Source organism: Arthrobacter agilis (assembly GCF_030816075.1).
Lineage (GTDB): Bacteria > Actinomycetota > Actinomycetes > Actinomycetales > Micrococcaceae > Arthrobacter_D > Arthrobacter_D agilis_E.
This window is the reverse complement of sequence record NZ_JAUSXO010000001.1, coordinates 1847390-1868999: the sequence shown is the minus strand read 5'-3', so window position 1 is coordinate 1868999 and position 21610 is coordinate 1847390. Positions and strand designations below refer to the sequence as shown.

General features: G+C 72.4%; 19 protein-coding genes. 14 read left to right on the top strand and 5 right to left on the bottom strand.

The window, feature by feature from the left end:
* Positions 1-7 precede the first annotated feature (7 nt).
* Positions 8-3541 (bottom strand): bifunctional proline dehydrogenase/L-glutamate gamma-semialdehyde dehydrogenase, encoded by a 3534-nt coding sequence (locus tag QFZ50_RS08625; RefSeq protein WP_307083406.1) that lies wholly within the window; start codon positions 3539-3541, stop codon positions 8-10.
* A 140-nt stretch (positions 3542-3681) separates the two neighbouring features.
* Between QFZ50_RS08625 and QFZ50_RS08620 the strand changes: the two genes are divergently transcribed.
* Together QFZ50_RS08620 and ribA are read left to right on the top strand one after the other, a co-directional pair.
* Complete coding sequence (locus QFZ50_RS08620) at positions 3682-4593, top strand: LysR substrate-binding domain-containing protein (RefSeq protein ID WP_307083404.1); 912 nt, start codon at positions 3682-3684, stop codon at positions 4591-4593.
* A gap of 133 nt (positions 4594-4726) precedes the next feature.
* Complete coding sequence (ribA, locus tag QFZ50_RS08615) at positions 4727-6115, top strand: GTP cyclohydrolase II (protein WP_307083402.1); 1389 nt, start codon at positions 4727-4729, stop codon at positions 6113-6115.
* A 99-nt stretch (positions 6116-6214) separates the two neighbouring features.
* Here the strand turns inward: ribA and QFZ50_RS18235 are convergent, their stop codons facing one another.
* Both QFZ50_RS18235 and QFZ50_RS08605 read right to left on the bottom strand, forming a co-directional pair.
* Positions 6215-6358, bottom strand: a complete 144-nt coding sequence (locus QFZ50_RS18235) for a DUF3072 domain-containing protein (protein ID WP_373462256.1) — start codon at positions 6356-6358, stop codon at positions 6215-6217.
* Entirely contained in the window at positions 6355-7476 is a 1122-nt protein-coding gene (locus QFZ50_RS08605) for a glycosyltransferase (protein WP_307083398.1), read from the bottom strand. The genes QFZ50_RS18235 and QFZ50_RS08605 overlap by 4 nt, the downstream gene beginning before the upstream one ends.
* A gap of 130 nt (positions 7477-7606) precedes the next feature.
* Between QFZ50_RS08605 and QFZ50_RS08600 the strand changes: the two genes are divergently transcribed.
* A complete protein-coding gene (locus QFZ50_RS08600; protein ID WP_307083397.1) occupies positions 7607-8446 on the top strand; it encodes an SDR family oxidoreductase in 840 nt (279 codons plus the stop codon).
* 108 nt (positions 8447-8554) lie between these two features.
* On the opposite strand, the gene QFZ50_RS08595 is transcribed toward QFZ50_RS08600, so the two are convergent.
* On the bottom strand, positions 8555-9412 hold the full coding sequence (locus QFZ50_RS08595) for an SMP-30/gluconolactonase/LRE family protein (protein WP_307083395.1): 858 nt from the start codon (positions 9410-9412) through the stop codon (positions 8555-8557).
* 151 nt (positions 9413-9563) lie between these two features.
* Positions 9564-10046: a DUF3515 family protein gene (locus tag QFZ50_RS08590; protein ID WP_307083394.1), complete on the bottom strand. Its 483-nt coding sequence runs from the start codon at positions 10044-10046 to the stop codon at positions 9564-9566.
* Between the two features lie 189 nt (positions 10047-10235).
* On the opposite strand from QFZ50_RS08590, the gene QFZ50_RS08585 reads away from it, so the two are divergent.
* The 11 genes from QFZ50_RS08585 to rsmD all read left to right on the top strand — a co-directional run bounded on the left by QFZ50_RS08585 (position 10236) and on the right by rsmD (position 21586).
* Positions 10236-11021, top strand: coding sequence for a hypothetical protein (locus tag QFZ50_RS08585; RefSeq protein WP_307083393.1), 786 nt, complete (start codon positions 10236-10238; stop codon positions 11019-11021).
* Between the two features lie 150 nt (positions 11022-11171).
* A complete protein-coding gene (rfbB, locus tag QFZ50_RS08580; protein WP_307083392.1) occupies positions 11172-12170 on the top strand; it encodes a dTDP-glucose 4,6-dehydratase in 999 nt (332 codons plus the stop codon).
* Positions 12171-12174: 4 nt separating this feature from the next.
* Positions 12175-13593 (top strand): bifunctional dTDP-4-dehydrorhamnose 3,5-epimerase family protein/NAD(P)-dependent oxidoreductase, encoded by a 1419-nt coding sequence (locus QFZ50_RS08575; RefSeq protein ID WP_307083390.1) that lies wholly within the window; start codon positions 12175-12177, stop codon positions 13591-13593.
* Between the two features lie 45 nt (positions 13594-13638).
* Positions 13639-14661, top strand: coding sequence for a thiamine-phosphate kinase (thiL, locus tag QFZ50_RS08570; RefSeq protein ID WP_307083387.1), 1023 nt, complete (start codon positions 13639-13641; stop codon positions 14659-14661).
* A gap of 22 nt (positions 14662-14683) precedes the next feature.
* Positions 14684-15622, top strand: a complete 939-nt coding sequence (locus tag QFZ50_RS08565; protein WP_307083384.1) for a DAK2 domain-containing protein — start codon at positions 14684-14686, stop codon at positions 15620-15622.
* The gene (locus QFZ50_RS08560) at positions 15619-17847 is read left to right on the top strand and encodes an ATP-dependent DNA helicase RecG (protein ID WP_307083382.1); all 2229 of its coding nucleotides are present in this window, start codon (positions 15619-15621) and stop codon (positions 17845-17847) included. Before QFZ50_RS08565 ends, QFZ50_RS08560 begins: the two co-directional genes overlap by 4 nt.
* Before the next feature lie 39 nt (positions 17848-17886).
* Complete coding sequence (locus tag QFZ50_RS08555) at positions 17887-18291, top strand: TOBE domain-containing protein (RefSeq protein WP_307083380.1); 405 nt, start codon at positions 17887-17889, stop codon at positions 18289-18291.
* Between the two features lie 2 nt (positions 18292-18293).
* Positions 18294-19085, top strand: a complete 792-nt coding sequence (gene modA, locus QFZ50_RS08550; protein ID WP_307083378.1) for a molybdate ABC transporter substrate-binding protein — start codon at positions 18294-18296, stop codon at positions 19083-19085.
* Positions 19075-19926 (top strand): ABC transporter permease, encoded by an 852-nt coding sequence (locus tag QFZ50_RS08545; protein ID WP_307083376.1) that lies wholly within the window; start codon positions 19075-19077, stop codon positions 19924-19926. The genes modA and QFZ50_RS08545 overlap by 11 nt, the downstream gene beginning before the upstream one ends.
* The gene (locus QFZ50_RS08540; RefSeq protein WP_307083375.1) at positions 19926-20969 is read left to right on the top strand and encodes a sulfate/molybdate ABC transporter ATP-binding protein; all 1044 of its coding nucleotides are present in this window, start codon (positions 19926-19928) and stop codon (positions 20967-20969) included. The genes QFZ50_RS08545 and QFZ50_RS08540 overlap by 1 nt, the downstream gene beginning before the upstream one ends.
* Positions 20970-21013: 44 nt before the next feature.
* Positions 21014-21586: a 16S rRNA (guanine(966)-N(2))-methyltransferase RsmD gene (gene rsmD / locus QFZ50_RS08535; protein ID WP_307083374.1), complete on the top strand. Its 573-nt coding sequence runs from the start codon at positions 21014-21016 to the stop codon at positions 21584-21586.
* The last annotated feature ends 24 nt before the right edge of the window (positions 21587-21610 follow it).

Sequence of the window (21610 nt, the reverse complement as noted above, 5' to 3'; positions counted from 1 at the left end):
TCCACCCCTAGATCAGGCCGTCGGTCAGGCCGTTGGGCGTCCCGAAGCGGTGGGCGGTGATGCTGATGGCCTGCTCCTGCAGGAACGGCAGCAGCTCGATGCGCCCCGACTCCGTGACGGGCTGCGCATACACCGCGAGATCGGGCCGGCCGCCGGTCACCGCGGCGAGCGCTGATGCGCCGCCGCCGATGAGCCGCACGCGCCGGAGCGGGAGCGTCGCCGCGCGGGCCAGCCAGGCGGCGTCGTCCTCGACGGTGACGCCCCCGATCTGCTCCGGCAGGGCGGACCGCAGCGCTGCCGGGAGGCCGGCGGCGGACGAGACGGCCACCTGAGCGCCGGTCGCGGCCGCTGCGAGCAGCACGCGGACGAGATCCGCCAGGGGAGCGCCCTCCGCGAGGCGCACCGTCACCGGGTGGGGGAGGTAGCGGAAGAGGTTCCGCTCGGCGGAGAGGGCCGAGACGTCCCGGACCCGGCCGAACTCGCCGTTCCATGCTGCGGCGTCCGAGGCCGCGGCCCGGGTGAGGCGTGCCACGTCCGCGTCGGACAGGCCGGCCGACCCGGCCGCCGACAGCAGCGGCGCGACGGCGGGCAGGGCGGCGCCGGATGCCGTGGCCTCCCTGGGCGACCACGTTCCGAGGCCCACGAGGTAGTTGGGGCCGCCGGCCTTGGTCCCGGCACCCACGGCCGACTTCTTCCAGCCGCCGAAGGGCTGGCGCTGGACGATCGCTCCGGTGATGCCGCGGTTGATGTAGAGGTTGCCCGCCTGCACACCGTCGATCCAGGTGGCGATCTCCCGGCTGTCGAGCGAGTGGATGCCGGAGGTGAGGCCGTAGTCGATGTCGTTCTGCAGCGCGATCGCCTCCTCGAGGGTCGCGGCGGTCATCACACCCAGGATCGGTCCGAAGTACTCGGTGAGGTGATAGGTGGCGCCGCGCTTCACGCCGACCCGGATGCCCGGGCTCCACAGGCGGCCGGAATCGTCGAGCCGCCGGGGTTCGACGAGCCAGGACTCACCGTCGCCGAGGGTCGTCAGGCCGTCCAGCAGCTTGCCGGCGGCGGGTTCGATCACCGGGCCCATCTGCGTGGTGGGGTCCTCCGGGTAGCCCACGGAGAGGGAGGCGACGGCGTCGAGCAGCTGGTTGCGGAACCGCTGCGACGTCGCCGCACTCCCCACGAGGATCACGAGGGACGCGGCCGAGCACTTCTGGCCGGCGTGGCCGAAGGCCGACTGCGCGACGTCCCGCGCGGCGAGGTCCAGGTCCGCGCTGGGCGTGACGATGATGGCGTTCTTGCCGGACGTCTCGGCGAGCAGCGGCAGGTCGGTACGGAACGAGCGGAACAGCTCGGCGGTCTCGTAGCCGCCGGTCAGGATCACCCGGTCCACGCGCGGATCGGCGATGAGCTGGCGCCCGAGATCCCGTTCGTCGACCTGCACGAGGCGGAGCACCTCGCGGGGGACGCCCGCGGCCCACAGCGCGTCGATCATGACGGAGCCGGAGCGCCGGGCCTGCGAGGCCGGCTTGATGATCACGGACGAACCGGCGGCGAGCGCCGCCAGGGTCGATCCGGCGGGGATCGCGACGGGGAAGTTCCACGGTGGCGTCACCACTGTGAGCCGGACGGGGGAGAACACGGCGCCGTCGACGTCGTCGAGCTCACGGGCACGCTCGGCGTAGTAGTGGGCGAAGTCCACCGCCTCGGAGATCTCCGGGTCCGCCTGGTCCAGCGTCTTGCCGGTCTCGGCGGCCATGACCTCCATGAGCTCCGCGCGGCGTGCCTCCAGGGCGTCGCCCGCACGGTGCAGGATCACGGCGCGCTCGGCGCCGCTGAGGGAGCCCCAGGCGGCGGACGCGGAGACGGCGCCGGCGATCGTGTCCTCGAGCTCGCCGGCGCGGGTCAGGGTGGTCGCGGCGACGAGGTCCTTGCCCAGCTGGGAGGAGGGGACGCGGTCGAGGATCGCCCGGCCCCACGACCGGTTGGCCGGCAGCGAGGGGTCGGTGTCGGCGGTGTTCGTGAAGCCCGTGCCCGGGTGCGGCGGGGCGGGGACGGTGCGGTCCTGCCGGCGGTTCGGCCCGGGGATCGAGGTGTCCAGCTCCGCCAGGGAGGCGAGGAACCGGTTCTTCTCGCGTTCGAAGAGCACCTCGTTGTCGGAGAGCTCGAACACGGCGGACATGAAGTTGTCCTGGCTCGCTCCCTCCTCCAGGCGTCGGATCAGGTAGGCGATGGCGACGTCGAACTCGCTCGGGTGCACCACGGGCGTGTAGAGGAGGAGGGACCCGACGTCGCGCCGGACGGCCTCCGCCTGGCCCTGCGCCATGCCGAGGAGCATCTCGAACTCGATGCCGGAGCGTACACCGCGCTCGCCGGCGAGCAGCCAGGCGAAGGCGAGGTCGAACAGGTTGTGCCCGGCGACGCCGACGCGCACGTTGTCGACGCGCCCGGGCTGCAGGGCGTAGTTGAGCACGCGCTTGTAGTGCGTGTCCGAGTCCTGCTTCGACCCCCAGGTGGCCACCGGCCAGTCGTGGAGGGATGCCTCGACCTGCTCCATCGGCAGGTTGGCGCCCTTGACCACGCGGACCTTGATGGCCGCACCCCCGGCGGCGCGGCGGGCCGCGGCCCACTCCTGCAGGCGGATCATGGCGGCGAGGGAGTCGGGGAGGTAGGCCTGGAGGACGATGCCGGCCTCCAGGTCCCTGAACTCGGGACGGCCGAGGATCTCCATGAAGACCGCGATCGTGAGGTCGAGGTCCTTGTACTCCTCCATGTCCAGGTTGATGAACTTGGGCTTCTCCGACCGGGCGGCGAGCGCGTACAGCGGGGCGAGCTTCTCGGCGACGTGCTGCACGGCCTCCTGGAAGGCCCAGGCGGGGTGCGGGGCCACGGTGGAGGACACCTTGATGGACACGTAGTCGACATCCGGCCGCTCGAGGAGGCGCACCGTGCCTTCCAGGCGGCGTTCGGCCTCGTGGTCGCCGAGGACCGCCTCGCCGAGGAGGTTGACGTTGAGGCGGATCCCCTCGCGCCGGATCCTGCCGATCGACCGGCCGAGCCGCGCGTCGGAGGCGTCGATGATGAGGTGCCCCACCATCTCCCGCAGCACACGGCGGGCGACCGGGATGACGACCTGCGGGAGGACAGGCGCGACGGCGGCGCCCACCCGAACGGCCGAGCGCATGTACCAGGGGAGGAACGCCGGCACCTTCGGGGCGATGGCGGCGAGGTTGCGTGCGGCCACGGAGAGGTCCTCCGGGCGGATCACGCCGTCCACGAAGCCGACGGTGAAGGCGAGCCCGTCAGGGTCCTTGAGGACCCCGGCGAGCTGCTGCGCGGAGGAATCCACCGGCACTTTCGAGGCCTCGGTAAGCCACCGGCGCACGAGGGCGATCGCTGCGTCCGGGAGGCCCGCCGGGATGTCGGTGGTGCTGCCGGGAGCGGCGGAGAAACGGGAGGATGCGGCGTCGTGCCCCTGGTCGAGGGTGCTGGACGCCTTCAGGGGTGCCGCGGTGGCGGCGACGCCCTCGAGGGGGATCTGGGTTGTCATGGCAACGGCTTTCGATCGGACGGCTTGCACCGTCGCAGCTATTTCCTCCCAGTATCGGCCCGCCGTACGATTAGCGAAAGTGATGATTACCGAACGGTACCCATCAGTGGATCCGAATCGTCATCGAGGCCGGAGGCGCCATGCTCGACCTGCGCAGGCTGCGGTTACTCCGCGAACTGAAGATCCGCGGCACGCTCGCGGAGGTCGCGGAAGCCCTCAGCTACAGCCCGTCCTCCGTCTCGCAGCAGCTGGCCCTGCTCGAGAAGGAGGTGGGCGTTGAACTGCTGCGCCGAGCGGGTCGCCGCGTGGTCCTCACGGCACAGGCGGAAGTGCTTGTCGCCCACACCGCCGAACTGCTCGAGACCCTCGAGCGCGCCGAGTCCGATCTCGCCGCGTCGCTGACCACGGTGTCCGGCACCGTCCGCGTGGCGGTCTTCCAGTCGGCCGCGCTGGCGCTCATGCCCGGCGCCCTGACGGCCATGACCCGCGACTATCCCGAGGTGCGCGTGGAGATGGTGCAGCGCGAACCGGAGACCGCGCTGTACGAGACGTTCGCCCGCGACTTCGACCTCGTCATCGCCGAGCAGTATCCGGGGCATGCGGCCCCGCGCCACCCCGAGCTGGACCATATGCCGCTGACCGAGGACGCCATCCGCCTCGCCGTCCCGCTCCTGGGGCCCCACACGGGTATCGGCACTGTCGCCGACGCGGCGGGAGCGGCGTGGGTCATGGAGCCCAGGGGTGCGGCGTCCCGCCACTGGGCGGAGCAGGCGTGCCGACGCGCGGGGTTCGAACCGGACGTCCGCTACGAGACGGCGGACCTGCAGGCCCAGATCCGCCTGATCGAATCGGGCAACGCCGTCGCCCTCATGCCCGATCTCGTGTGGACCGGCCGGAGTGTCCCCGTGCAGCTGCTCGACCTCGAGGAGAGTCCGCGGCGCTCCGTCTTCACCTCCGCTCGCCGCGCCGGTGCACAGCGGCCCGCCGTGCTGGCCGTCCGCGAGGTCCTGGGACGCGCAGCGGCCGATGTCCGGCACCCGCCCTCGCCGTAGCAGCCCGCCGCGGGACGGGGACCACCGGGTGGTCACCGTTCGGGGAGTCGGACGCAATAAACGGCTGCCCTGCCCTGTTGGGTCCTAGGACGCGGTTTTTCGCGTCGGCCCGGCCCGCTCCTAAGGTTGATGCATGTCCATCCAGTCCACCCAGTTCGACTCCTCCGCCGTACCGGCCACCGTCGAGAGGGTCGCGGAGACCGTCCTGCCGACCCGGCACGGGACCTTCCGGATGATCGGCTACCGGGACAGCGGGGGCACGGAGCACGTGGCCCTGGCCCAGGGGATCGCCGACGATGCCGACGGCCGGACCACGGGCGCGCCCCTGGTCCGGGTCCACAGCGAGTGCCTCACGGGCGACGCCTTCGGGTCCCGGCGCTGCGACTGCGGCGAGCAGCTCGAGGCGGCGCTCGCCGCCATCGCCGAGGAGGGCCGGGGTGTGGTGGTCTACGTCCGCGGTCACGAGGGCCGCGGGATCGGCCTGCTCGCCAAGCTCAAGGCGTACGCACTGCAGGACCAGGGCGTGGACACGGTGGACGCGAACACGGCGCTGGGTCTCCCGGTCGACGCCCGCCGCTACGACCAGGCGGCCGAGATCCTGCAGGACCTCGGCATCGGCGCGGTCCGGCTGCTCTCGGGCAACCCCGCGAAGGAGGAGGCCCTGGAGGATCTCGGCATCGCCGTCGTCGAGCGCCGGAACCTGCCCGTGCCGGACCGCGCCGAGAACGCCGGCTACCTCGCGACCAAACGTGAGCGCATGCGGCACGACGCCCCACCCGTGGCGGACGCGTGGGAGTCCCTGCTCGAGGGCGTGGCACCCGCGGCTCCGGCACCGGGGGAGGCCGAAGAGCTGACCCACCGGTACGGCTACCTCGCGCAGGCCTCGGGGCCACTCGTCGTCGGGCAGCTGCGCCAGAGCCTGGACGGCTTCATCGCGTCACGATCCGGTGATGCCGGCCTGCACGAGGATCGCGGGGACCACGGACACCTGCAGCGGCTGCGGGCGCTGGTGGACGCCGTCGTCGTCGGCGCCTCCACCGTGCTGGCCGAGGACTGCTCGCTCGCGGTCGAGGACGTGCCCGGACGCAGCCCCGTACGCGTGGTGCTCGACGCCGCGGCGAGGGTCGGCGTCGCCGCCAGGGTCCTGGCCGACGACGGCGTGCCGACGCTGTGGATCGTGTCCGGCGACGCGATCGTGCCGGACGGGCTGCCCGCGTCCGTCGAGGTGGTGCGGCTGCCGGCGGAGGATTTCGCGCCGCGCCGCGTCCTGGACATCCTGCAGGCGCGGGGCCTTGAGAAGGTGCTCGTGGAAGGGGGCGGCAACACGGTGTCGCGGTTCCTCGAGGCCGGTGTGCTGGACCGGCTGTATCTCACGACGGCTCCGGTGCTCGTCGGTGACGGCGTCTCCGGGATCCGCTTCTCCGGCTCCGACGTGCTGGCCGAGGCCCGGACCGCGCCCGTGCGCCGCTTCGTGTTCGGCCTGGACATCTGCACCGAGTTCAACTTCGCGGCGACACGCTGACCTGCCGCGTTCCGCCCCGACGTTCCGGGGCCCGGACGCAGCAATCCCACCGGCCAGGGCCTTCCGGCCCGGACGGTGGGATTCCGGCACAGCGAGGGGTCAGGAGTCCTCGGTGAGCCGCTTGCTCTTGCCCTGCAGCCGATCGATGTGCTCGGATGCCTCGGCCTTGTTGATGTCCGCGGGGATCTCCTCGCCGGCCTCGCGGGCGAGGGTGTCCAGGTAGCTCCGCTGGGCTGCGGTCATGGGCTCGTCGCCGGTGACCCAGTCCGAAGGATCCCGCTCGAATCCGCCCTCGGGCTCGGAGTTCGGGCTTCCCAGTGTGTCTGCCATGCGTGTTCCCCTTCGTCGTAACCGGCTGAAGCCATCAGTGTACTTACTGTCACTGACAGCTCCGCAGGGCGGACGGCCAGGCGGCGTCGCAGGTGTCGTTCCGAGTGCGCGGCGAGGCGCATCCTCCCGCCGGCGTAGCGCACGCCGCCGCGTGTCCTGCTGGCCACGGCGAGCCAGCTGCACACGGAGCGTTCGAGGACCCACGCGGGTGCCCACAGTGCCGCGGTGGGGTGGAAGACGCCGCGCCCTCCGCGCCGTCGGCGGCCCAGCTCGGCGAGGGCGACGACGGCGACGCCCGCCACCGCGAGCCGGGCGCCCGACCGTCGGGCGAGGAGGATCGCGGGGAGCAGGCCCAACTCCACGGCGAGGCGCCCCGGCTGGGCGAAGCTGTCGTAGGCCTGGCGCACGCGCTGCCGCAGGAAGTGCCGCGACGAGCAGGGGATCCGGGCCACGAAGAGATCGTCGGCGCGGACCTCGACCCCGCCGGCAGCGCGCACCGTGCGGATCAGTTCGAGGTTCTCGAAGAGGGCGTCGGCGCAGTAGCCGCCCGCCGCGAGGACGGTGCTCCTCCGGACGCCGAGCGTGCCGGGGAAGTCGGAGGAGAACGCCCTGTTGAGAAGGGTCCGCCCGGTGTCCCAGCGGGCGTGCCAGGGCGGATGCGCGAAGTAGTTCTGGGGCCGCACCAGATCCGCGTCCGCGAGGAGCCCCAGGACGCGCTCCAGCTCGCTGGGCCCGTACCGGACGTCGTCGTCGGCGATCACGACGGCCTCGTGCCGTGCGGCGGCGAGGCCGGTCAGGACGCCCTGCACCTTCCCGTTGCCGCCGCGGCGCACCAGCCCGGGGTCGGGGCGCAGGTGGCGGACCTCCCGCGGGAACACGGCCGCATGGACCGCGAACAACGGGTCCGCGGAACCGTCCACCACCGTGACATCGACCCACCGGACGAGATCCCGCAGATAGCGCGCCAGGTCCTCGGCGGGCCCCGCCTCGGCGCACCTCAGCGGCAGGACGTATTCGGCTGCGTACCGCATGGACGGCGGATCCTCCTCACGCAAACGGTTTCCGGACCGGTCATCCGCTTCCCTCCAATTACTAAGGGTGCTTACGGTGAGAGGGCAAGGAACCCACGGGCACGACTGCCCGTAGACACCAGGAGGAACAGTGAGCCAGCCAGCCCAGCAGCAGGACCCGCCCGGCACCACCGAGGCCATGGACCCGGCTCCCGACCACGGCGAGGAGTCCTACCGCGGAAGCGGCCGACTGACCGGCAAGAAGGCGGTCATCACGGGCGGTGACAGCGGCATCGGCCGCGCCGTCGCGATCGCGTACGCCCGCGAGGGGGCCGACGTCCTCATCAGCTACCTGGACGAGGACGACGACGCCCGGGAGACGGCGCGCTGGGTGGAGGAGGCCGGACGGCAGGCCGTCCTGTTCCCGGGCGACCTCGCGGACCCGGCGACCTGCCGCGCCGTGATCGACAAGGCGGTGGAGGAGTTCGGCAGGGTCGACGTCCTCGTCAGCAACGCCGCCTTCCAGATGACGCACGAGACCATCGAGGAGATCCCCGACGAGGAGTGGGACCACACACTCGCCACCAACCTCAGCGCGTTCTTCCACCTGACGAAGGCGGTCCTGCCGCACATGGGACCGGGGGGCTCGATCATCGGCTCGAGTTCGGTGAACTCGGACAACCCGGTCCCCACGCTGATGCCCTATTCGGCGACGAAGGCGGGGATCGCCAACATGGCGGCGTCCATGGCCCAGCTCCTCGCCGAACGCGGGATCCGCGTCAACTCCGTGGCCCCCGGGCCCATCTGGACACCGCTCATCCCCGCCACCATGCCCGAGGAGCAGGTGCAGAGCTTCGGCCAGCAGGTGCCCCTGCAGCGCGCCGGCCAGCCCGCCGAGCTCGCGCCGGTGTACGTGCTGCTCGCCTCCGACGAGGCGAGCTACGTCTCCGGCGCCCGCATCGCCGTCACCGGCGGGCAGCCGATCCTCTGACGACGCCGCCGCATCGCGGCGACGGTCTCCCGGGGCCCTTCCACGGACGGTCGGCACCACGCGTCCGTGGAAGGGCCTCCCGCGTCGAGGCTGATCAGGCCTCGATGATCAGCCCTCGAACATCGGCAGCGGTGCGCCCGCCACGCCCGGCTCGACGGCGAAGAGCGCGCCGGCCTGCGGTTCGGACCCCTCGGGGATGTTCTCCTGCGTCGTCGTCACGAAGAGGGTCCTCAGGTCCGGTCCGCCGAACGCGCACGCCGTCACGTTCGTCACGGGCAGGGTGATGTGCTCGGAGAGCCTGCCCGAGGCGTCGAAACGCGCGATGGCCCCGCCCCCGTACAGTGCGGCCCAGATGCCTCCCTCCTCGTCGATGGCGAGGCCGTCGGGCATGCCGAGCGCCTGCTCGACGAGGGCGAACGTGCGGCGGTCCGTGAACCGGCCGGCGGCGACGTCGTAGCCCAGCGCGTCGATCCGGCCCGTGGGGGTGTCGGCGAAGAACGCGGTGTCACCGGCGGGGGAGAAGTGCAGGCCGTTCGAGACGGTGATGCCGGTCAGCAGGGTGGAGACCTCCAGGTCCCGGCCCAGCGCGTAGAGGGTCCCGGCCCCGAAACCGCCCTCCCAGCCCATCGATCCGCAGAGGAACCGCCCCGCGGTGTCGCAGCCGCCGTCGTTCATGCGCACGCTGCTGTCGGCGAACGCCTCCGGGCCCTGCTCGAGGATCGAGAAGGAATCGTCCGCGAACACGAAGCCGCGCTCCACGCCGAGCACGTAGCCGCCGGACGAGCGGCCGCGGATCACGCCGGCGAGCCGCGGGTGCACGTCGTGCCGGTCGAAGGTGCCGTCGTCGTGGCGGACCAGGACATCGCCCTCCATCATGTCCACCAGCAGCAGCTCACCGCGGCGCGGGTCCCAGTAGGGGCCCTCCCCGTGGAAGGTGCAGACGTCGGAGATTTGCTCGGCTTTCACGGTGCCTCCTGGCGGTTGGGTGGTGCTGGATCGGGGGTCGGACGCACTGTCCGGTCGGCATCCGGTGTCCTCCCCGTCCCAGCGTGGATCACAGGACGTGCCGGGTGCCATCACCGTCCGCCCGGCGGGCCGGGGCGTCGACGGGGTTGCGTCAGCCGCCCGGAGCGGGGGTGGCGTCGGCGAGGCCCACGCACGCCCGGCTCTGCTCGACGCGCGCGACGGCGTCGCCGAGTTCCACGAGCACCGTGCTCGATGCGACCTCGTCTGGGTCGAAGAGGACCTCCACGGCGGGATCGCGGCCGTAGGTGGTGGCGGTCCAGGCCGGGTCGCCCTCCCGCACCACCCAGTCGACGTCGTTCACCGTCACGCACGGATCCGTGGTGGGGCCGGGGACGTCCACACCGCATCGCAGCACCACTGCGGACGGATCCCCCCAGGCGGAGGTGGCCTGGCTGTTCGTGTCGCGCTGTTCGTTCTCGGCCACTGACGGCGGAAGGGCGATCATCACGTCGGCGCAGGCCGCGTTCGCGGCATCCTGCGCGGGATCGACGTCCACGACGGACGCACATCCGGAGAGCCCGGCCAGGAGCGCGAGAAGCACCAGGGGGGTCGCGGACCGGGGGAGGGCAGGCATGATCCCACCCTAGTAGGTGGCCCGGGCGCGGGGGCGACACGGGGCAGCGGGTACCCCCGATGAGCGGGGAGCGGTGGCGTGCCGACCGTACACTTCAGGAGCCGCAGCCGAATCCGGGCTGCGCTCACCCACCGCACCCGTCGATGCTCTCAGGCAGCACACGGGTGTGAGAGCCCGAGCCGAGGACGAATGACCGCGCCACACCGCCGCACCCCGACGACCGCCACCACCAGGATCCTCTGCGGTGCAGCCGCCACCCTGCTCGCAGGAGCGGTGCTCGCCGTACCGTCACCCGCGCTCGCGGTGGAGGGGGCAGGGTCCGTCCCCGCCCCGGCCGTCGTCGGCGACACCCTGCCGGGCAGGACCGTCGCCGAGCAGCAGCAGCAGCCGCAGCCGCAGCCGACGGGGACCTTCGTCGAACCCGCGCCGGGCGTCACCGACCCCACGGCGACGGACGGCGTCGACCCCGCCACGGGCTTCGCGATCAACGCCAGGACCCGGTTCCTGGTGCACCCCGGCACCGGGTACCTGATCGAACCGGGCACGGGGCACCTCCTGTTCCCCGACACCCTCATATACACCAATCTCCGCTACGACGAGGCGTCCGGCCAGGTCGTCGGCATCCCCGGTGAGACGCCGGCCCCCGGCGCCGGAGAACCGACGGCGGCCCCGACGCCGACGGCCACCGATGCCCCGACCGACGCCGCGACCGCCCCCGCCCCGGCACCCTCCGCCGTCCTGTCGGAGGTGCCCGTCGCGGCGCCCGCCGTTCCGTCCGCGGCGCCGAGCGCCACGGCGACGCCGCGTCCCAGCCGCTCCGCCACGTCGTCGGCCACGAGCACGCCGGTCGCCGCCGAGGAGGAGCGGACCTCCGCCCTCGCGCCCATCGCCTGGATCGGCGGCGGGATCGTGGCGGCCGCGCTCGTCGTCGTCGCCGTCCTCGCCGCACGACGACGGGGCCGCCACCAGTCCTGACCGGCGCCCCGCGCCGCGTCCGCCCGGCCGCGGTTCCACGAGGTCGGGCGGACGACGGCCCGAGGACCGCACGACGGCCGGCGGCCGCGCGACGGGCCGACGGCGGCCGGGAACCGGGCGGGGCCGCGGCCTGCCGGTAAAGTGCAGGACGTGAAGAATCTCCTCGTCACCGGCGGCGCCGGCTTTATCGGATCCAATTTCGTCCACTACCTCATGGAGCACACGGACGTCACCGTCACCGTGCTGGACAAGATGACGTACGCGGGCAACCACGCCTCCCTCGAGGACCTGCCGGCAGAGCGTGTGGAGCTGGTGGTTGGGGACATCGCCGACGCGGCCGTCGTGGACCCGCTGACCCGGCGGGCGGACGCCGTCGTGCACTTCGCCGCCGAGTCGCACAACGACAACTCGCTGCACGATCCGCGACCGTTCCTCGACACCAACATCATCGGCACCTACACGCTGCTCGAGGCGGCGCGGCGCTACGGGACGCGGTTCCACCACATCAGCACGGACGAGGTGTACGGCGATCTCGAACTCGACGACCCGGAGCGCTTCACCGAGAACACGCCCTACAACCCGTCGAGCCCCTACTCGTCCACCAAGGCGGGCTCGGACCTCCTCGTGCGTGCCTGGGTGCGCTCCTTCGGGGTGCAGGCCACCATCAGCAACTGCTCCAACAACTACGGCCCCTACCAGCACGTCGAGAAGTTCATCCCCCGCCAGATCACCAACGTGATCGACGGCGTCCGCCCCAAGCTCTACGGCGAGGGCCTGAACGTGCGCGACTGGATCCACGCCAACGACCACTCCTCGGCCGTGTGGACGATCCTCAACAGGGGCGAGATCGGGCAGACCTACCTGGTCGGCGCCGACGGCGAGCGGAACAACAAGGACGTCGTGGAACTCATCCTCAGCGAGATGGGCCAGGCCGCCGACGCCTACGACCACGTGGTCGACCGCGCCGGACACGACCTCCGCTACGCCATCGACTCCACCAAGCTGCGCACCGAGCTCGGCTGGACCCCCGAGTTCGACCACTTCGAGCAGGGCCTGCGGGACACGATCGCCTGGTACCGGGCCAACGAGGCCTGGTGGCGCCCGCAGAAGGCCGTCACCGAGTCCAAGTACACCGAGCTGGGACAGTAAGCGCATGGGCCCCACCTTCTCGAAGCCCCTCGCCGCCCGCGAGACGCCCATTCCCGGCGTCGTCCTGTTCGACCTCCCCGTCCACGGTGACAACCGGGGCTGGTTCAAGGAGAACTGGCAGCGCGCGAAGATGACCGCGGCCGGGCTGGACGACTTCGGTCCCGTGCAGAACAACATCTCCTTCAACGAGACCGCCGGCACCACGCGCGGCATCCACGCCGAACCCTGGGACAAGTTCATCTCCGTGGCCACGGGACGCGTCTTCGGCGCCTGGGTGGACCTCCGGGAGGGACCGTCCTTCGGCGCCGTCTTCACGGCCGAACTGGACCCGTCGACCGCGATCTTCATCCCGCGGGGCGTCGGCAACGCCTTCCAGACCCTCGAGGACGGCACCGCCTACACCTACCTCGTGAACGACCACTGGTCGGCCGACGCGCAGGACCAGTACGTGTTCCTCAACCTCGCCGACGAGACGGCCGCCATCGCCTGGCCCATCCCGCTGGCCGATGCGGAGCTCTCCGAGAAGGACCGGAACCACCCGCGCCTCGCGGACGTGACGCCGCTGGCGCCACGCCGGACCCTCGTGGTGGGGGCCGACGGCCAGCTCGGCAAGGCCCTCCGCGGCGCCCTCGCCGGTTCCCCGTCCGTGGAATTCGCCTCCCGTGCCGATCTCGACCTCCTCGACGGGGATCTCGACGGCGCGCGTCCGTGGTCGGCGTACGGCACCATCATCAACGCCGCCGCGTACACGGCGGTCGACGCGGCGGAGACACCCGACGGGCGCGCGGCCGCATGGGCCGTCAACGTCGCCGGCGTGGCGGCCCTCGCCCGGGTGGCGAGCGCGCACCGCCTGGCCCTCGTGCACATCTCCAGCGACTACGTCTTCGACGGATCGCGCCCCGTGCACGGCGAGGACGAGCCGTTCACGCCGCTCGGCGTGTACGGGCAGACGAAGGCCGCTGGCGACGCGATCGTGGCCACCGTGCCGCGCCACTACATCCTGCGCACCAGCTGGGTGATCGGGGAGGGGAACAACTTCGTCCGGACGATGGCGAACCTCGCAGGCCGCGGGATCTCCCCGAGCGTCGTGGACGACCAGGTGGGCCGCCTCACCTTCACCGAGGACATCGCCGGCGCGATCCTGCACCTGCTCGGCAGCGGAGCCGCCTACGGCACGTACAACGTGAGCAACGACGGCGCACCGCAGAGCTGGGCGGAGATCGCCGCGGACGTGTACGCGCTGTGCGGCAGGGACCGCGCCGACGTCACCGGCGTCAGCACCGCCGAGTACTTCGCCGGCAAGGACGCCGCGCCGCGCCCGCTGCAGAGTGCGCTCGACCTGGCGAAGCTGAAGGCCACCGGCTTCGTGCCGGTGCCCGCGGCGGAACGCCTCGCCGAGTACGTCGCCGCACTGACGGCGTGAGCCGGGCCGTGACGGTTTGTCGGTCCCGCACCCTACGGTAGGCCCATGAGCAGATTCGCTGAACGCCCGGCGCCGGCCGGACCGACCGTCGACGGCCTGACGGAGGGGGAGCTCCTCGCGAGGATCTTCCCCCTGCTCGGCGCCGCACGGGGCGTGCTCGTCGGCCCGGGCGACGATGCCGCCGTGCTCGCCGCCGCGGGCGCGTCCGTCGTGATCTCCCTGGACACCCTCGTCGAGGACCACGACTTCCGGCTGCTCCGTCCCAACGGCTTCCTGACCACCGGCTACGACGTCGGCTGGAAGTCCGCCGCCCAGAACCTCAGCGACATCAACGCGATGGGTGGCACCGCGACGTCGCTGGTCGTGAGCCTGACGCTCCCTCCGCACACGAGTGTCGCCTGGGTGGAGGACTGCGCGCGCGGGCTGGCAGCCGCCATCGACGGGCTGGGTGCCACCGGTTGCTCGGTCGTGGGCGGCGACCTCGGGGGCGGAGCGCAGCTCGTCGTCACCGCCGCGGTCACCGGGACCCTGGCGGGACGGGCGCCCGTCCTGCGCTCCGGCGCGGCACCGGGGCACATCCTGGCCGTCGCGGGAACGCTCGGACGGGCCGCCGCAGGCCTCGCCCTCCTCGAGGACGGCCGCCCGCTCGAGGAGTTCGGGCCCTCCGCGGCAGAGCTGGTGGCGGCGCAGCTGCGCCCGCGACCGCCGCTGGCCGCCGGCCCCGCCGCCGCCGTCGCGGGGGCGAGTGCCATGCTCGACATCTCCGACGGCCTGCTGCGCGACGCCGGCCGGATCGCGGCGGCGAGCAACGTGCGCCTCGACCTGGACCCCGTCGCGCTCCAGCCGTATGTCGTACCGCTGGAGGACGCCGCCGCACGGCTCGGTGCCGCCCCGCTGGACTGGGTGCTCGGCGGCGGCGAGGACCACGGCCTGCTGGCGAGCTTCCCCCGCGACGCCCTGCTCCCGCCCGGGTTCACTGCGGTAGGCTCGGTGGAGCCGGGCGCGCCGCTGGTGACACTGGCGTCACGGGCGACAGTCCTCAGGGGATGGGATCACTTTGCAGACTAAGATCACCGCCAACGCTGTTGCGATGAAGCGTTGGCTGAGCAGGGCCGAAGAATCCCTCGGCAACCACAGCGACCGCCTCAACGCCATCAACATCTTCCCCGTCGCCGACGGGGACACCGGCACGAACCTCTATCAGACTGTCCGCGCCGCGGCGCAGGCGGCGCACGACACCGGGACGTCGGACCTCGGGGAGCTGCTCAGCGTTGCGGGCCGCGCCGCCATGGAGGATGCGCGCGGCAACTCGGGGACGCTCTTCGCCGTCTTCCTGGCGGCCTTCGCCGAGCCGCTGCACGGAGTCACGCGGCTCACGTGCACGCTCCTGGCATCGGCGCTGCACCGGGCGCAGATCCGCAGCTGGTCCGCCCTCAGCGACCCCGTGCCCGGCACCATGCTCTCCGTCCTGGAGGCCAGCGCCCGCGGCGCGGCCGAGGCGGCGGCCGGTCATGCGGGGGACGACAGCAACTCGGCGCTGGCCCTCACGCTCAGGGCATCCGTCCAGCAGTCCCTGCAGGCCGTGGTCCGCACCGAGAGCCAGCTCGGCCCGCTCACGGACGCGAAGGTGGTCGACGCCGGCGGCGTGGGCTTCCTCCTGATCCTCGATGCACTCCGGGCCGCCGCGCTGGGCGAGGAACTGCAGGACGAGCTGCTCGACGGCCTCCACGGCTACGACATCCAGGCGCCGCACATCCACGCCGGCGGTGACGCCGAAGGGGTGGAGGTCATGTGCACCATCAACCTCAGCCCGCTCGACGCCGCCACCCTGCGCCTCCACCTCGACGAGATCGGTGATTCCGTCATCATGAGCGCCGTCACGGAGGTCGAGGACGGCTACCGCTGGCGCGTCCACGTGCACGTCCCGGACCCGGCGCCCGCCCTCGCCCTCATCCACGAGGCAGGAACACCCGTCAACGTGACGGTGACCCAGCTCGCCGCCCCGCCGGTAGGAGACGCGAGCCGGTGAGTCCTGAGACGGCGCGGGCCACCGCCTCGGAGCTCGACGCCCCGCTCGAGAAGCGCCTCGGGCCGGTGGCGAAGCACCTGGCGAAGTACTTCGGCATCACCACGGTCGGCGAGCTCCTCAACCACTTCCCGCGCACCTATCTGAAGCGGGGGGAACTGACGCCCATCGCGGAGGTCCCGGTGGACGAGGAAGTGACGCTGATCGCCCGGGTGCAGTCGGCCAACTCCCGCAGGATGCAGACGCGCAAGGGGATGCTGCTCGAGGTCACCATCACCGACGACGCCGACGGAGGGCTCGGCGGGATGAACCTGACCTACTTCAACGGCTTCGCCGCAGCACGCGACCTGAAACCCGGCGTACGCGCGATGTTCTCCGGGAAGGTGACCGTCTACCGTGGCAGGCTGTCCCTCACCAACCCGCGCTACGCCCTGCTCGACGAGGGGGACGACCCCGACGACGTCAACCGGCCCATCCCGGTCTATCCTGCGGTCGAGAAGCTGGACAGCGACAAGATCGCCAAAGCCGTCGCGACGGTCCTCGACACCCTGCAGCTCTCCGACCTCGACGACCCGGTCCCGGCATCCATCGCCCGGCGGGACAAGCTCATGAGCCTGGGCACCGCCTACGAACTCGTCCACCGCCCGCAGCAGGTCGAGGACGCCTACCGCGCGCAGCACCGCCTGCGGTACCAGGAGGCGTTCGTGCTGCAGGCGGCCCTCGCGCGCCGGCGCGCACTCGCCGCGCGGGAGGAGGCGACGGCGCGCGCACCGCGCGCGGGCGGGCTCCTCGACCAGTTCGACGCGCGGCTGCCCTTCACACTGACGCAGGGACAGCTCGACGTGGGGCGGACCCTCGCGGAGGATCTCGCACGGGACCACCCCATGAACCGCCTGCTCCAGGGGGAGGTCGGGTCCGGGAAGACCCTCGTGGCGCTGCGCGCCATGCTGCAGGTCATCGACGCCGGAGGCCAGGCCGCACTGCTCGCGCCCACCGAGGTGCTCGCCGCGCAGCACCTGCAGTCCATCACCCGGACGCTCGGCCCGCTGGCCGAGGCCGGCATGCTCGGCGGTGCGCTGGACGGCACCCGCGTGGTGCTGCTCACCGGCTCCATGTCCACGGCGCAGCGGAAGAAGTCGCTGCTCGAGGCGGCCTCCGGTGACGCCGGGATCGTCATCGGCACCCACGCCCTGCTGTCCGACAACGTGGAGTTCTTCGACCTCGGGCTGATCGTCGTCGACGAACAGCACCGCTTCGGCGTGGAGCAGCGCGACTCGCTGCGCACCAAGGCCCGTACCTCCCCGCACGTGCTCGTCATGACGGCCACCCCGATCCCGCGGACGGTCGCCATGACGGTGTTCGGCGACCTCGAGACCTCCACGCTGTCGGAACTGCCCGCCGGACGTTCGCCGATCGCCACGCACGAGGTGGGCCTCAGCGAGCACCCCGCCTGGATCAACCGCATCTGGTCCCGGGCACGCGAGGAGATCGACGCGGGCCGGCAGGTGTACGTGGTGTGCCCCAAGATCGGCGACGACGGCAGGGCCGACGAGGACGCACCGGAGGTGCTCTACGGGGAACCCGTGGCGGACCGGAAGGCCGGCGGTCAGCAGGAGCTGACCAGCGTGGTCGGGCTGTTCGAGTCCCTCGGGACGGTCCCGCAGCTCGACGGCGTCACCAGTGGCATGCTGCACGGCCGGATGGACCCCCAGGACAAGGCGGACGTCATGGCGCGCTTCGCGGACGGCACCGTGCAGCTCCTCATCGCCACGACCGTCATCGAGGTGGGCGTCGACGTCCCCAACGCCACGCTCATGGTCATCATGGACGCCGACCGCTTCGGCATCTCGCAGCTCCACCAGCTGCGCGGCCGCATCGGTCGCGGCGGGCACGCGGGCACCTGCCTCCTCGTGACGAAGCTCGAGCCCGAGCATCCGAGCCGCGAGCGCCTGTCCGCCGTCGCCTCCACCACCGACGGCTTCGAGCTCTCCCAGAAGGACCTCGAGCTCCGACGCGAGGGGAACATCCTCGGCGCCTCGCAGTCGGGCGGCCGCTCGGCACTGCGCTTCCTGAAGATCACCCAGCACGGCAAGGTCATCGAGAAGGCCCGGGCCGATGCCCAGGACATCGTGCCGGCGGATCCCGATCTGCACGACTATCCCGGGCTCGCGCTCGCCATCGAGCTGTACCTGAACCCGGAGAAGGAAGCCTTCCTCGAAAAGGGCTGACCCTCCCGGTTCCGCGTCCGAGGAGATAGCATCCTCTTCATGACGCAGATACGGATCGGCGATGCGGCGCGCTTCCTCGGGGTCAGCGACGACACCGTGCGCCGCTGGATCGATGCGGGCATCCTCGGGAGCAGCAGGGACGCCTCGGGCCGCGCCGTCGTCGAGGCTCTCGAGCTCGCCCGGCTCGCTCAGCGCAACGCCGTCCTGCCGGGTGACCCGTCGGACATCGGCCGGTCCGCCCGCAACCGCTTCGTGGGCATCGTCACCGGCATCATCGTCGACACCGTCATGGCGCAGGTGGAGCTGCAGTGCGGCCCGCACCGCGTCGTGTCCCTCATGAGCAGCGAGGCCGTCCGCGACCTCGGCCTGGAGGAGGGGTCCGTCGCGATCGCCGTCGTCAAGGCCACCACCGTCATCATCGAGACCCCTGCCGGGAAGGCCTGAGCATGGCGCCCGACCTGAAGCCCTCCCTCGTGGTCGCCGCCGCTGTCGCGCTCCTGGCCACCGGCTGCGGAACCGGCACACGGGACGCGGGAGACGGCGGCACGACCGGCGACGCGGCCGACGGCAGCATCACCGTCTTCGCCGCCGCCTCCCTCAAGGAGTCCTTCACCGAGCTGGCCGCGGCGTTCGAGCAGGCCCACCCAGGGTCGGAGGTCTCCCTGAACTTCGCCGGCTCCTCGGACCTCGTCACGCAGATCACCGAGGGCGCTCCCGCGGATGTCTTCGCCAGCGCGGACGCGGAGACCATGGCCGAGCTGGTGGAGGCGGGCCTGCTGGCCGGAGAGCCGGTGGACGTCGCCACCAACACCCTCCAGCTCGTGGTCCCGCCCGACAACCCCGCCGGGATCTCCTCCCTCGCGGATGCGGCGAGGCCCGGGGTGAAGACGGTGATCTGCGCGGTGCAGGTCCCGTGCGGAGCAGCGGCGGCGATGATCGAGCAGTCCGCCGGGGTGGACCTGACGCCGGCCAGCGAGGAATCCTCCGTCGCGGACGTCCTGGGCAAGGTCACCTCCGGCGAAGCCGACGCGGGGCTGGTCTACGTGACGGACGTGCGGGCGGCAGGAGACGCCGTCCGCGGCATTCCCGTGCCCGAGGCGGCCGACGCCGTCAACACCTACCCCGTCGCCGTGCTCGCCGACCGCCCGGAGGGGGCGACGTCCCGGGCCTTCGTGGAGTTCGTGGCCGGCGCGGACGGGCAGGCGGTGCTCCGGACAGCAGGTTTCGGTGCGCCCTGACGCCTCCTCCGCCCTGAACCCGGGCGTCCTCCCACGCTGGGTGGTGGTGCTCGCCGTGGTCGGCGGCCTGTTCGTGCTGTTGCCCGTCGTCGCCCTCGGCCTGCGCGTCGACTGGCCGCACTTCCTCCCGCTCGTCACCTCGGACAGCGCGCAGGCGGCGCTGCTGCTCAGTCTCCGCACGTCCCTCACCGCGACGGCGCTATGCGTCCTCCTGGGCGTGCCGATGGCCCTCGTCCTCGCCCGGACGGCGTTCCGCGGACAGCGGCTCGTGCGCTCCCTCGTCCTGCTGCCCCTGGTCCTCCCGCCGGTGGTCGGCGGGATCGCCCTGCTCTACACCTTCGGGCGGCGGGGACTGCTCGGCAGCAGCCTCGATGCCCTCGGGATCGACATCGCGTTCTCGACGACCGCCGTGGTGATGGCGCAGGCCTTCGTCGCCCTGCCGTTCCTCGTGCTCAGCCTCGAGGGCGCCCTGCGGTCGGTCGGGACCCGCTACGAAGCGGTCGGCTCGACCCTCGGCGCCGGACGCTGGACGGTCCTGCGGCGGATCACCCTGCCCCTGGTCCTGCCGGCCCTCGTCTCCGGCGCCGTCCTCTCCTTCGCCCGCGCACTGGGCGAGTTCGGCGCCACGCTGACCTTCGCCGGCAGCCTCGAGGGCACCACCAGGACGCTCCCGCTGGAGGTCTACCTGCAGCGGGAGACCGACCCGGACGCCGCCGTCGCGCTGTCGCTCATCCTCGTCGTGGTGGCCGTGGCCGTCGTGGGCGTCGCGCACCGCGTGCGGCCACTCGGGAGCGGTGTTCCGGGATCCCGGCCGGCCGGTGCCGTGGGCCGGGCCGGCTGATGGGGCTGACCTTCGCGGCGACCCTCACCGAGCGCGGCTTCGACGTCTCGTTCGAGCTCGCCCCCGGGGAGACCCTCGCCGTCCTCGGACCCAACGGCGCGGGGAAGTCCACGCTGCTCACCCTGCTCGCCGGGCTGCTCGCCCCCACCTCCGGCCGGGCGGCGCTGGACGGCTCCGTCCTCTTCGACGTCGGTCCCGGCCGCCGCGTGCTCACGGAGCCGCGGCAGCGCGGCGTGGCCCTGCTGGCGCAGGAAGCGCTCCTGTTCCCGCACCTCACGGCCCTCGAGAACGTCGCGTTCGGTCCACGCAGCCGGGGGGAGCACCGCGCTGCGGCACGCGCCAGGGCCCTGCAGTGGCTCGACCGCGTCGGGGCCGGGGACCTCGCCCGCCGCAGACCGGCCGAGCTGTCCGGAGGGCAGGCGCAGCGCGTGGCGATCGCGCGCGCACTCGCGGCCGATCCGGCGCTGCTGCTGCTCGACGAGCCGCTCGCCGCCCTCGACGTGGCCGTCGCGCCGGCGGTCCGCACCCTGCTCCGCGATGTGCTGGCCGGCCGCTCGGCCGTCATCGTGACGCACGATCCGCTCGACGCCTTCCTGCTCGCCGACCGCGTCCTGATCCTCGACGGCGGGAGGATCGTCGAGTCCGGAGCGACCGCCGAAGTCCTGACGCGACCCGTCACGGCGTTCGGCGCCCGCCTGGCAGGCCTGAACCTCGTGCTCGGCCGCGCCTCGTCCACGGGCTTCACGGCGGACAACGGGCTCGACGTGCCCTCGGCCGACCCGCTGCCGACCGATCGCCGGCTCGCCCTCATCGTGCGTCCGGGCAGCGTGACAGTGTCGCGGGACCCAGCGGCCCCGCCCGGGACGGTCCGCATCGGAGCGGAGGTCGACGACGTCGAGCACCGCGGGGACCTGGTGCGCGTGCACGTCGCCGGACTGGCGGCGGACGTCCCTCCGGCCGACGTCGTCGCCCTCGGCATCACGCCCGGCCTGCGATTGTTCGTGGGTTTCCGGCACGAGGACGCAAGCATCTACCCGCTCTAGGAGGACGGTCGGTGCGGTCCCGGTCGGACGCTAGAGTCGACAGCATGACGCGCATCATCTCCGGGGCCGCAGGCGGCTCGACCCTCACCAGCGTCGACGGGAACGGCACACGTCCCACGACCGACCGCGTGAAGGAGGCCCTGTTCTCCAGCCTCGAGTCCTACAACGTGGTGCACGGGGCGCACGTCCTCGATCTCTACGCCGGCTCCGGGTCGCTCGGCGTCGAGAGTGCGAGCCGCGGCGCCGCATCCGTGGACCTCGTGGAATCGGCCGACAGGGCCGCCGCCGTCGCCCAGCGCAACGCGGACCTCGTGAACCGCGTGCTGGGGTGGACGGCGGTACGCGTGCACCGCACCAAGGTCGAGACCTACCTCGACCGCGTCGCCCCGGACATCACCTGGGACCTGGTCCTCATGGACCCGCCCTACACGGTGCGGGAGGACGGTGTGCTCGCCGTCCTGGCGGCCCTGGAGTCGCGGCTGTCCGAGGGTGCGGTCGTGGTCGTCGAGCGCTCCGCGCGGTCTCCCGAACCGGCCTGGCCCGCCTGGCTCGAGCGGTTCTCGGACAAGAAGTACGGGGAGACGCGCCTCTGGTTCCTGGAGCCCGCGGTCCCCTGACCCGCCGTCGGGAGCCCGGAGGGG

What these genes read in the sequence shown, in the direction of transcription:
- QFZ50_RS08625 (WP_307083406.1), bottom strand. Translation starts at nt 3,541, where the DNA reads ATGACAACCCAGATCCCCCTCGAGGGCGTCGCCGCCACCGCGGCACCC.
- QFZ50_RS08620 (WP_307083404.1), top strand. Translation starts at nt 3,682, where the DNA reads ATGCTCGACCTGCGCAGGCTGCGGTTACTCCGCGAACTGAAGATCCGC.
- ribA (WP_307083402.1), top strand. Translation starts at nt 4,727, where the DNA reads ATGTCCATCCAGTCCACCCAGTTCGACTCCTCCGCCGTACCGGCCACC.
- QFZ50_RS18235 (WP_373462256.1), bottom strand. Translation starts at nt 6,358, where the DNA reads ATGACCGCAGCCCAGCGGAGCTACCTGGACACCCTCGCCCGCGAGGCC.
- QFZ50_RS08605 (WP_307083398.1), bottom strand. Translation starts at nt 7,476, where the DNA reads ATGCGGTACGCAGCCGAATACGTCCTGCCGCTGAGGTGCGCCGAGGCG.
- QFZ50_RS08590 (WP_307083394.1), bottom strand. Translation starts at nt 10,046, where the DNA reads ATGCCTGCCCTCCCCCGGTCCGCGACCCCCCTGGTGCTTCTCGCGCTC.
- QFZ50_RS08585 (WP_307083393.1), top strand. Translation starts at nt 10,236, where the DNA reads ATGACCGCGCCACACCGCCGCACCCCGACGACCGCCACCACCAGGATC.
- QFZ50_RS08575 (WP_307083390.1), top strand. Translation starts at nt 12,175, where the DNA reads ATGGGCCCCACCTTCTCGAAGCCCCTCGCCGCCCGCGAGACGCCCATT.
- thiL (WP_307083387.1), top strand. Translation starts at nt 13,639, where the DNA reads ATGAGCAGATTCGCTGAACGCCCGGCGCCGGCCGGACCGACCGTCGAC.
- QFZ50_RS08565 (WP_307083384.1), top strand. Translation starts at nt 14,684, where the DNA reads ATGAAGCGTTGGCTGAGCAGGGCCGAAGAATCCCTCGGCAACCACAGC.
- QFZ50_RS08555 (WP_307083380.1), top strand. Translation starts at nt 17,887, where the DNA reads ATGACGCAGATACGGATCGGCGATGCGGCGCGCTTCCTCGGGGTCAGC.
- modA (WP_307083378.1), top strand. Translation starts at nt 18,294, where the DNA reads ATGGCGCCCGACCTGAAGCCCTCCCTCGTGGTCGCCGCCGCTGTCGCG.
- QFZ50_RS08540 (WP_307083375.1), top strand. Translation starts at nt 19,926, where the DNA reads ATGGGGCTGACCTTCGCGGCGACCCTCACCGAGCGCGGCTTCGACGTC.
- rsmD (WP_307083374.1), top strand. Translation starts at nt 21,014, where the DNA reads ATGACGCGCATCATCTCCGGGGCCGCAGGCGGCTCGACCCTCACCAGC.